The sequence below is a fragment of the Pedobacter antarcticus genome (genome assembly GCF_900103515.1).
Lineage (GTDB): Bacteria > Bacteroidota > Bacteroidia > Sphingobacteriales > Sphingobacteriaceae > Pedobacter > Pedobacter antarcticus.
Genome location: NZ_FNGZ01000015.1, coordinates 61,257 through 70,328, shown reverse-complemented (window position 1 = coordinate 70,328; position 9,072 = coordinate 61,257). Strand labels below are relative to the sequence as shown.

Below are 9,072 nucleotides of genomic sequence, written 5' to 3'. Positions count from 1 at the left end.
GGGCATAGCCGAAGTTGTAGACCATGAGAAATTCAATTTAATTTCCATCGTTCACCATTCCACTAAAATTGAAGGCTCAACCTTAACAGAACTTGAAACAAGGGTTTTATTGGAAGACGGCTTGACACCCAATAATAAAGCTTTACACGATACCTTAATGGCTACCGATCATTACGCTGCTTTATTATTTACCTTAAAGGAGGCAAAAGAGAAAAGGCCAGTATCATTAGAACTTTTAAAAGAAATAAATTCCCTGGTTATATGTAACACTGGACAGGTATATAATACCATGTTGGGTACAGTCGATGCAACAAAAGGAGAATTAAGATTAGGCAATGTTCAGGCAGGAAGTACTTACTTTCCTAATTACAATAAAGTTATTCCCCTGCTAAATGATATGATTGGTAAAATGAGGGAGTTAATGAAAAAGCCTCTAAAGTTATCAGAGCAGATCAATCTTTCTTTTGATGCGCACTATAACCTTGTCAATATACATCCCTGGTACGATGGTAACGGAAGAACTTCAAGGTTACTGATGAACTATGTACAATCTTTCTATGGTTTACCACTTGCAATCGTTCATAACGAATCCAAACCCAAATACATTACTGCTCTAAATGAATCGCTCGAGAAGAACGATATCAAATTCTTTAGAGATTTTATGAGCAAGGAATATGGTAAACTTCTGCAAGCCGAGATCAGTAGGTTTGAAGAAATTGACAAACCTAAAAGGGGTAAAGGATTTACCCTTATGTTTTGATTGATATAAATATATCAAAACCCTTTTAAACAACTAAAAGAAAAATCTTCAAAAAACCGCAATTTGATATCAAGATATAAAGATATTTTTGTATCTTTATATAAATGATATTTAATATGGTACAGATAGCAGTTGAACCCCTACAATTACCCCGCCTCACAGGGCAAGACTTGATAGAGGAATTTATCTTAAAACTCAACAAGTATTCCTGGGCAGACTTATTTAGCCTTTTAGACCACGATATAACACCTATAGTAAAGGTGATCGTTCGTGCTGCAATCCATTCCAAAGAAAGAGAAAAGCCGTTTACATTGACCTTAGAGCGTGCAGAAAGCCGTGTTAATCAAATTCAAAACACTAAGCGTAAAAACTTTGTTCGCAGAACATTTAAAAAGTGGGGATTATTCTGTATGCAGGAAATTGCCAAACAGTACCCCGATTATCTCGAGGAAATGTTGCCTGTAAATCTACTAATAAAAAGGAAAAAAGTAAAAGTAAAGAAAAGCAAGAGCAGAGACTATTTTAGAGCAAGGCAATTGGCTAAATATGACATTGCCTATCATACTACCGATAAAAGCAGTAGAGAATTTAACAGGGTATGTGAACGTATAGCCTCATTGACCTATGCCGATCTAAAGCGAACACCAATAATATTAACAGTTAAGCTTAAAGGCGAAACCTATGCTTATTCATTCAACTGGACTACAGCAGAAAGAATTATTAAGGAATTTCATGTGCTTGCAAATAAGCCAGGCATAACACATGCAGAATTACAGAAGCATAGAGAAACAGCCTTAAATACACTGTTAAATTTTAACTTTATACTTTAAACTTTTGAAATGCGTGATATGGGAACGATTAAAGTAAAACATCCTTTGGAAACCTGCAATCAGCAGCAAAATGATTTTCTGATTTCCTGCCCGAATGAGCAAAGGAGATATCATGAGTTGATGTTTAATTATGGTAATGCTGTTTACCTCTATCATACTAAGGCCGAGGGCTATTTGCCAACCGAAGATGATTTTAAGGAGTGGTTAGATGGGTTGCCCGAAAAAATAAGTAATGACATGAAAAATAAAGGTTTTGAATATTGTAAGACCGCTTTACCATTCACCAGGTATGTTAATGAAAAAAATGATTTAGGCTTAGAGGAATTTGTAATAAAGCAAATGGGAGAGGACTTATACAAAGAATATAAGGGTATAGTAAACACTTAAAAAATATAGCTATGAAAACAACAAAATATTACTGTCGGGATATATTCAGCTTGTCCAATCAGGAAATAGTTAAACTGGTTGATTTTATTTACAACGATATTAACTTGGATAGAATGGCCGAATACCTACTTGAAGAACAGGCGTTGGTAACCCGCTCATACAATTATCGTAAAATTGAGGTTTGTTCTTCCTACTATGACTGGGCTTATATAGTGAAGGTAACATATTCTTTTAAAGGTCTTAGCCGAGAAGTAACAACTGGTTTTCTTTTGGCTATGGAAGGTGGGCCAAGCGACGAAAATTTGTACGACAGAGATTGCTATATCCAATCCGTTGCAGGTTTTTATAAACCATTGGAAGGTTTGATTTGGGAAAAAGGTGTAGCAGATGATTTTGGTATTGAGGTTGATTTTTCAGTATGTCAGAATTACATTAAAAAGCTTCACGACTTTTTGAACGACACAATCAAACTTTGGAGTGATCAGCTTACTTCGGACAAGTACGAATGGAATCCACAGCTTAAGAGCATGTTTGGAGATAATGCAGTAAGAAACTTTATTGTAGAGGAAACACAAGTAGCCGAAAACTTAGAAAATTAAGCGTAAGACTTTAAATAATAATTATATATGCTAACCATAGGCTTTATAAAACAGACGACCCCAGGGCACTTATTAATCCGGTAATGTGAGAACGGAACCGAACTTATAAATGGCTAATCAGCTTTTTTAATGATGAAAACTTTATCCTGGATAAGCCCATCACGCAGGAAAGCGTTAACGAATCCCTGTTAGGCAATGCCCCGGTTTTAGTTCCTATAAATGGTTACAAAGTAGCTATTATATTTGGCGAAGACGGAGTAATACAAGATAATACAGATAGGTTTGTTCATACCAATCTTTTTAAGTATTCCGATTATATGGCTAATTAAATCATTACCAATGAATATTATGAATTTTAAAAGCAGGTTGGACAGCGGGAAATTATAGACCTGCATAATGGTGGAAATTTGGGCCAGATTGCAAGATCAAGATTGAGCAATGGTTACATTTTTATCTAATGCCAGGGCATTGTTTGGTTTTAAAAACATTTATAATTTTTGAAAAATGGGCTAACAAAAAGATCGAGCAGTATTCTTTGATCGAAATAATAGGCAAAAAAAGAAACAGGCTTTATAACATTTCGACCTGTGGTTTTGTAAGTGTGACTGACGGGGTCTCAGACGTTTCAGTCTGGTATCCGAGAACCTGTTCAGCATTTACCATCACGAAAGTTAGGCTCAGCAAAAAATTTAGAGAAAAGATTGAAACATGGGGAGGTTGCAGGGGATAGAAAGGATGGGCTCAGTATTATCCTCGCCCAATCCAAAACATCCATATCTAACTTTTCTTGGTATCGTGATGTTCGTCTTCATCATGATGCTCTGTTTCAGTATGATGTTCTTTTTCCTTGTGATGTTCCATTTCATCGGCATGTTCAGGCCCTTCATGATGCTCTTTATGAGGATGATGTTCCTCATGTTCGTGGTGTTCAGGGTGTTTGTGTGTCTCTTTTTTTGAATTTTCAGTGTTCATAACTTAAAAATTAATGGTTAAAAATTGATTGATTATTCCGCGAATTTTTCGCAGTATTTTAGGCAATTACAACGCCTTTAGTAACAACTGTTATCAGCTGATCCAAAAGAATGCTTGAAAGAAAAAATGAAGCTTCCTATATAAGAAAGGTCTGTTTTTTGAGGTGTATAGGTATAATATTGCCAAGTGGTGTGACCGTCACAGAAGTTTTATAGGCACACAGGTCTTTAATGAATATCTTATTGCAATAGAATTGCGAGCAACCGGGTGCAAGGAAGATCTTAAATTGGTATGGCGCAACCAGTAAATTTTTACTTACCGCTGGATCACCAATTCCCAATAAATAACATTCGTTACAAAGATCCGATTTTTGAAATGTGCCAGCCGAAGCTGTGAAAAACGTCGACTGCTCTGCTTTAGTATCAATATTTACAAGGCTGTAACTTTTTGCTACGCAGTCAACTCCCTGTATAACAAGAGAATAAAATATAGCAAGAATAACAGTTGTGATATTTTTCATTGCAAAACTGATGGTTAGTTTATTAAAAGACAATTTTATAATTATTTTGTTTTAAAATATTTACTTATCTCTTGCCTTAATGGAACTATAGGATACCTAAGATGATCGCTGGAAATTATCAACCCCTCAGATTTTACACCTCTATTCACAGATATTTTCTGACGTCGATTTGATTATTTGCAATAGTTTTATATATTTGGGCAAAACTATTTATAGTGAAAATTTTCAGTTTGTTTATTTGTACAATAATAGTAGCATTGAGCTGTGCTCCATGTGCCGATGTTGTTGCGTCTTATAAATCAACGACAAGTACCACTATCTCAAGTAATTCCTCAAAAGATAACCATAAGGATTTTCCAGCAGATGCATGTTCCCCCTTTTGCGCCTGTGCATGTTGCAGTATTTCAACGGTTTTTCACACTACAAATTACTCTCTAAATATCGTCAAGTTTACTGAGATAGCATATCCAAGTGCCGTTCCTGCTAAGGTCATAGCGACATCCCTGGATGTTTGGCAGCCACCTAAATTAAGTTAGTTAAAATCATCATTGCATTAGACATTTCTGATGAAATGTATCCTGCGTGTACGTTATCATTTTTTTATCTAACAAAATTTAATTTCGATGCTGAAAAAGATCATTCAGTTTTCTATACACAATAAGCTTGTGATAGGATTGTTTACCCTTGCGTTAATAGCCTGGGGCATATATTCCCTTAAGCAACTTCCTATAGATGCGGTACCTGATATTACAAATAACCAGGTGCAAGTTATTACCCTTAGTCCTTCACTGGCCAGCCAGGAAGTAGAACGTTTAATTTCTTATCCAGTTGAACAAACTATGGCTACTATTCCTGAGATAGAGCAGGTCCGTTCGATTTCCAGGTTTGGTTTATCGGTCGTTACCATAGTTTTCCATGATGACGTTGATATTTATTGGGCCCGTCAGCAGGTCAATGAGAAACTATCAGAGGCAAAAAACAATATTCCGGGAGGTTTAGGCAACCCGGAGATATCACCAATTTCTACCGGCTTGGGCGAAATTTACCAGTACGTGGTTCATGCCAAGCCCGGGTTTGAAAAAAAAATACACTGCCCGCGAACTGCGTAGCATCCAGGACTGGGTTGTCCGCAGGCAACTGTTAGGGACACCCGGCATTGCCGAAGTAAACAGTTTCGGAGGGCTTTTGAAGCAGTACGAAATTGCTTTAGACCCCGATAAATTAAGAAGCTTTAATTTAAGTATCAACGACGTTTTTAATTCCCTGGAGCAAAATAATCAGAACACCGGTGGAGCCTACATTGACAAAAAACCGACTGCCTATTTTATTAGAAGTGAAGGATTTGTTGGCAGTATAGATGACATTAATAAAATTGTTGTTAAGAATAATGAGAGCGGTCTACCTGTTCTGGTCAGAGATATCGCGAACGTCCAAATTGGAAGCTCAATTCGTTATGGTGCATTGACCCGTGCCACTCCTGAAGCTCAGGGGGAAGCTGTTGGTGGTATTGTTATGATGCTGAAAGGGGCTAATGCAAATAATGTTGTAAAACAAGTAAAAATAAAGATTGACAGGATCAGTAAAACTTTGCCAGAAGGCGTTGTGATAGAGCCGTTCCTTGACAGGAGCGCGTTAGTAGACCGGGCAATCGGCACTGTTGCCAAAAACCTGATTGAAGGAGCATTGATTGTAATTTTTGTGTTGGTGCTGTTTCTTGGTAATTTCCGCGCAGGACTTGTGGTTGCTTCAGTGATTCCGCTGGCGATGTTGTTCGCCATTGCGATGATGAACCTTTTTGGGGTGTCGGGAAACCTGATGAGCCTTGGAGCGATAGATTTTGGACTGATTGTGGATGGTGCCGTAATTATTGTAGAGGCCACCATGCACCATCTGGGAATGCGTAAAGGTGGCAGGATGACTCAGGATGAAATGGATGCGGAGGTATTTGAGTCTGCTGTGAAAATCAGGTCTGCCGCGGCTTTTGGAGAGATCATTATCCTGATCGTTTACTTGCCAATACTCGCCCTTGTAGGCATTGAAGGCAAGATGTTTGGCCCAATGGCACAGACCGTTTCCTTTGCCATCCTCGGTGCTTTTTTACTTTCTATGACCTACGTGCCTATGGTTTCAGCTTTGTTTTTGAGCAAAAACCCAACGCATAAGCGTAATTTCTCTGATCGTATGATGGACTTCTTTCATAAGTACTACTATCCGATGATCAAAGGAGCTCTGAATTGGAGGAAAGCCGTAACCTTCACCTCTGTCGCTTTATTAGCAGTGAGCTTGTTTGTCTTCAGCCGTATGGGTGGAGAGTTCATTCCCAACCTTGAAGAAGGAGATTTTGCAGTGGAGACCAGGTTACTAACCGGAAGTTCGCTTTCCCAGACAATTGACAAGGTAAATCAGGCGTCGGCTATTCTGGTGAAGAAATTCCCAGAGGTTAAGGAAGTAGTTGGTAAGATCGGGGCAGCAGAAATCCCAACAGATCCAATGCCAATGGAAGCCTGCGATTTGACCATCATCTTAAAGGACAAAAAAGATTGGACCAGCGCTGAGACACGTGAAGAGCTTACCGAAAAGATGAGTAATGCGCTGAAGGAAGTCGCCGGTGTAAGTTTTGGTTTTTCTCAGCCCATTCAGTTACGTTCCAACGAGCTGATCTCGGGCGTTAGACAGGATATAGGGATTAAAATATTCGGAGATGACCTAACTACCCTCACTGACTTTTCCAAGAAAATAGGTGGTATCGTCTCTTCTGTTGAGGGTGCCAAAGACTTATACCTAGAACAAGCTGAAGGCCTTCCTCAAATCGTAGTTAAAATAAACAGAGATCGAATTGCACAATACGGATTAAGCGTAGAGACTGTGAACCAGGCTTTAAATGCAGCATTTGCCGGGCAATCAGCGGGACTTGTCTATGAAGGAGAACAGCGTTACGACATGGTAGTTCGCCTGTCTCAGGAAAACCGTCAGGGTATTGATGACGTTAAGAATGTATTTGTTACTGCGCCAAATGGCAATCAGGTACCACTGGAGCAGCTTGCTGATGTAGAGTTTAAGATCGGCCCCAACCAGATCCAGCGCGAAGATACCAAGCGACGCATTATTGTTGGCCTGAATGTACGCGGAAGGGATATTGCCAGTGTGGTGGAAGAAATCCAAGGCAAAATAGAACAGCAGATCAAGTTGCCTGCTGGTTATTACATCACCTATGGCGGTCAGTTCGAGAACCTAAGGGAAGCAACAAAAAGACTTTCTGTGGCAGTACCGGTAGCGCTGCTACTCATCTTGTTATTGTTATATTTCTCTTTTGGCTCGGTTAAACAATCGCTGCTGATTTTCTCTGCTATTCCAATGGCAGCAATCGGTGGTATTTTTGCCTTGCTGCTGCGTGGCATGCCTTTCAGTATTTCTGCGGGTGTAGGATTTATTGCACTTTTCGGTGTTGCTGTACTTAATGGAATCGTACTGATCACCGAGTTTAACAGGCTCAAGAAATTGGGTAGGTACACTTTGAATGAAATTGTATTGAAAGGAACTGAACTGAGGCTAAGGCCTGTTCTGATGACTGCGACAGTAGCGTCTCTCGGTTTTTTACCTATGGCGATTTCTACGGCCGCGGGTGCAGAAGTTCAGAAGCCGCTTGCAACCGTTGTAATCGGCGGTCTGCTTACCTCAACTATTTTAACCTTAATCGTACTACCCGTGCTTTATACTTATTTTGAAAAGTGGAAAGGCAAAACCAAGTCTGTTCCAGCCGTTGCTATCGCAATAATCATATCTGGTCTGTTGTTTTTCAGTCCTGCAGCCAAAGCGCAGGCACCCGGGATTCCCATCACCATGAGCCAGGCGATCGAGACCGCAGTTATGAATAACCAGGCGATAAAAACATCTGGTTTACAAATTGGCCAGCAACAAGCCCTGAGAGGAAGTTCAACGGATTTGGGTAAAACAAATGTCGACGTTCAGTATGGCCAGTTCAATAGCATCAGGAGAGACAATAATTTCAGTATTTCCCAGAGCATCCCTAACCCGGGATTGTTCAGAAACCAGCGGGGTCTTTATGATGCAAGGATTAAAAGTGCAGAGATCAATTTGTCTGTTACCCAAAAGGAACTGAGTTACCAGGTTAAAAGCACTTATACTCAGCTCGCTTATTACGTGGCATTGCAGGAATTGTATAAAAGCCAGGATTCGGTATATAGCAACTTTGTAAAAGCAGCCAGCTTAAGATATCAGGCTGGTGAAACCAATCTATTGGAAAGCACGACAGCAGAAACCCAATACAATGAGGTGTTGAACCAGATGAGCAAGAACAAGTCTGATATTCTCGCGTATACAGCAGAATTACAGCGGTTGATCAACACCCGGCAGGCGATTGAAGTTTCTAAAGATCAGTTTGGACAGGAGGAGTTTAACATACCTACCCTTGATAGTGCCGTTTCCGCAAACCCGCTGCTTGCTTTACAGCGGCAGCAGATTGTGATTGCAGACAAAGCGCTTGCCTTAGAAAAGGCCCGTTCAGGACCTGATTTTACAGTTGGTTACTTTAACCAATCCATTATAGGTACACAAAATGTAAACGGCAGCGACCAATTTTTCAGCGGAAGCAAAAGATTCCAGGGCGTACAGGCAGGCATTGCCCTTCCAATCTTCTTCAAGCCATTTTCCTCACGGATAAAGGCGGCAAAGATAGAGAAGCAAGTTGCCGAAAGCCAGTTTGGCTTATTTGAAACCAATCTTCAGGGTAAGTACAAACAAGCTTATCAGGATCTTCAGAAAAATGCAAGAAGCATTGAATACTATAAAAAAAGTGCCCTGCCCAATGTAAATCTGATCCTAAAGCAATCGCAGATCGCTTTTCAGAACGGGGAAATTGGCTATGTTGAATATCTGCAGGCTTTACGTACTTATTCGGAAATCCGCTTTAATTACCTGCAGGCCGTCAACGAGTACAACCAATCAGTTTATACACTTCAATACCTAATGGGATTATAATTAACA

At 39.7% G+C, this 9,072-nt stretch carries 9 protein-coding genes; 7 read left to right on the top strand and 2 right to left on the bottom strand.

Annotation, left to right across the window (positions count from 1 at the left end):
- The 4 genes from BLR53_RS18900 to BLR53_RS18885 all read left to right on the top strand — a co-directional run.
- A partial coding sequence (locus tag BLR53_RS18900) for a Fic family protein (RefSeq protein WP_074591781.1) occupies positions 1–760 on the top strand: 760 nt, incomplete at its 5' end.
- Between the two features lie 116 nt (positions 761–876).
- Entirely contained in the window at positions 877–1,590 is a 714-nt protein-coding gene (locus BLR53_RS18895) for a hypothetical protein (protein ID WP_143007912.1), read from the top strand.
- A gap of 18 nt (positions 1,591–1,608) precedes the next feature.
- Complete coding sequence (locus BLR53_RS18890; RefSeq protein WP_143007911.1) at positions 1,609–1,977, top strand: hypothetical protein; 369 nt, start codon at positions 1,609–1,611, stop codon at positions 1,975–1,977.
- Between the two features lie 11 nt (positions 1,978–1,988).
- A complete protein-coding gene (locus BLR53_RS18885) occupies positions 1,989–2,576 on the top strand; it encodes a hypothetical protein (RefSeq protein WP_074591778.1) in 588 nt (195 codons plus the stop codon).
- Positions 2,577–3,353: 777 nt separating this feature from the next.
- Here the strand turns inward: BLR53_RS18885 and BLR53_RS18875 are convergent.
- Together BLR53_RS18875 and BLR53_RS18870 are read right to left on the bottom strand one after the other, a co-directional pair.
- The gene (locus BLR53_RS18875; protein ID WP_074591776.1) at positions 3,354–3,548 is read right to left on the bottom strand and encodes a hypothetical protein; all 195 of its coding nucleotides are present in this window, start codon (positions 3,546–3,548) and stop codon (positions 3,354–3,356) included.
- Positions 3,549–3,684: 136 nt separating this feature from the next.
- On the bottom strand, positions 3,685–4,068 hold the full coding sequence (locus BLR53_RS18870) for a hypothetical protein (protein WP_074591775.1): 384 nt from the start codon (positions 4,066–4,068) through the stop codon (positions 3,685–3,687).
- Between the two features lie 215 nt (positions 4,069–4,283).
- Between BLR53_RS18870 and BLR53_RS20360 the strand changes: the two genes are divergently transcribed.
- The 3 genes from BLR53_RS20360 (at position 4,284) to BLR53_RS18865 (ending at position 9,066) form a co-directional block, all read left to right on the top strand.
- Positions 4,284–4,604 carry a DUF6660 family protein gene (locus BLR53_RS20360; RefSeq protein ID WP_425312232.1) on the top strand — a complete coding sequence of 107 codons (321 nt, stop codon included), beginning with the start codon at positions 4,284–4,286 and terminating at the stop codon, positions 4,602–4,604.
- 87 nt (positions 4,605–4,691) lie between these two features.
- A complete protein-coding gene (locus BLR53_RS20285) occupies positions 4,692–5,177 on the top strand; it encodes an efflux RND transporter permease subunit (RefSeq protein WP_342342074.1) in 486 nt (161 codons plus the stop codon).
- Entirely contained in the window at positions 5,143–9,066 is a 3,924-nt protein-coding gene (locus BLR53_RS18865) for a CusA/CzcA family heavy metal efflux RND transporter (protein ID WP_342342073.1), read from the top strand. The genes BLR53_RS20285 and BLR53_RS18865 overlap by 35 nt, the downstream gene beginning before the upstream one ends.
- Positions 9,067–9,072 lie beyond the last annotated feature (6 nt).

Excerpts from the sequence above, each read along its gene's own strand:
- BLR53_RS18895 (WP_143007912.1), top strand. The coding sequence starts at position 877 with ATGGTACAGATAGCAGTTGAACCCCTACAATTACCCCGCCTCACAGGG.
- BLR53_RS18890 (WP_143007911.1), top strand. The coding sequence starts at position 1,609 with ATGGGAACGATTAAAGTAAAACATCCTTTGGAAACCTGCAATCAGCAG.
- BLR53_RS18885 (WP_074591778.1), top strand. The coding sequence starts at position 1,989 with ATGAAAACAACAAAATATTACTGTCGGGATATATTCAGCTTGTCCAAT.
- BLR53_RS18875 (WP_074591776.1), bottom strand. The coding sequence starts at position 3,548 with ATGAACACTGAAAATTCAAAAAAAGAGACACACAAACACCCTGAACAC.
- BLR53_RS18870 (WP_074591775.1), bottom strand. The coding sequence starts at position 4,068 with ATGAAAAATATCACAACTGTTATTCTTGCTATATTTTATTCTCTTGTT.
- BLR53_RS20285 (WP_342342074.1), top strand. The coding sequence starts at position 4,692 with ATGCTGAAAAAGATCATTCAGTTTTCTATACACAATAAGCTTGTGATA.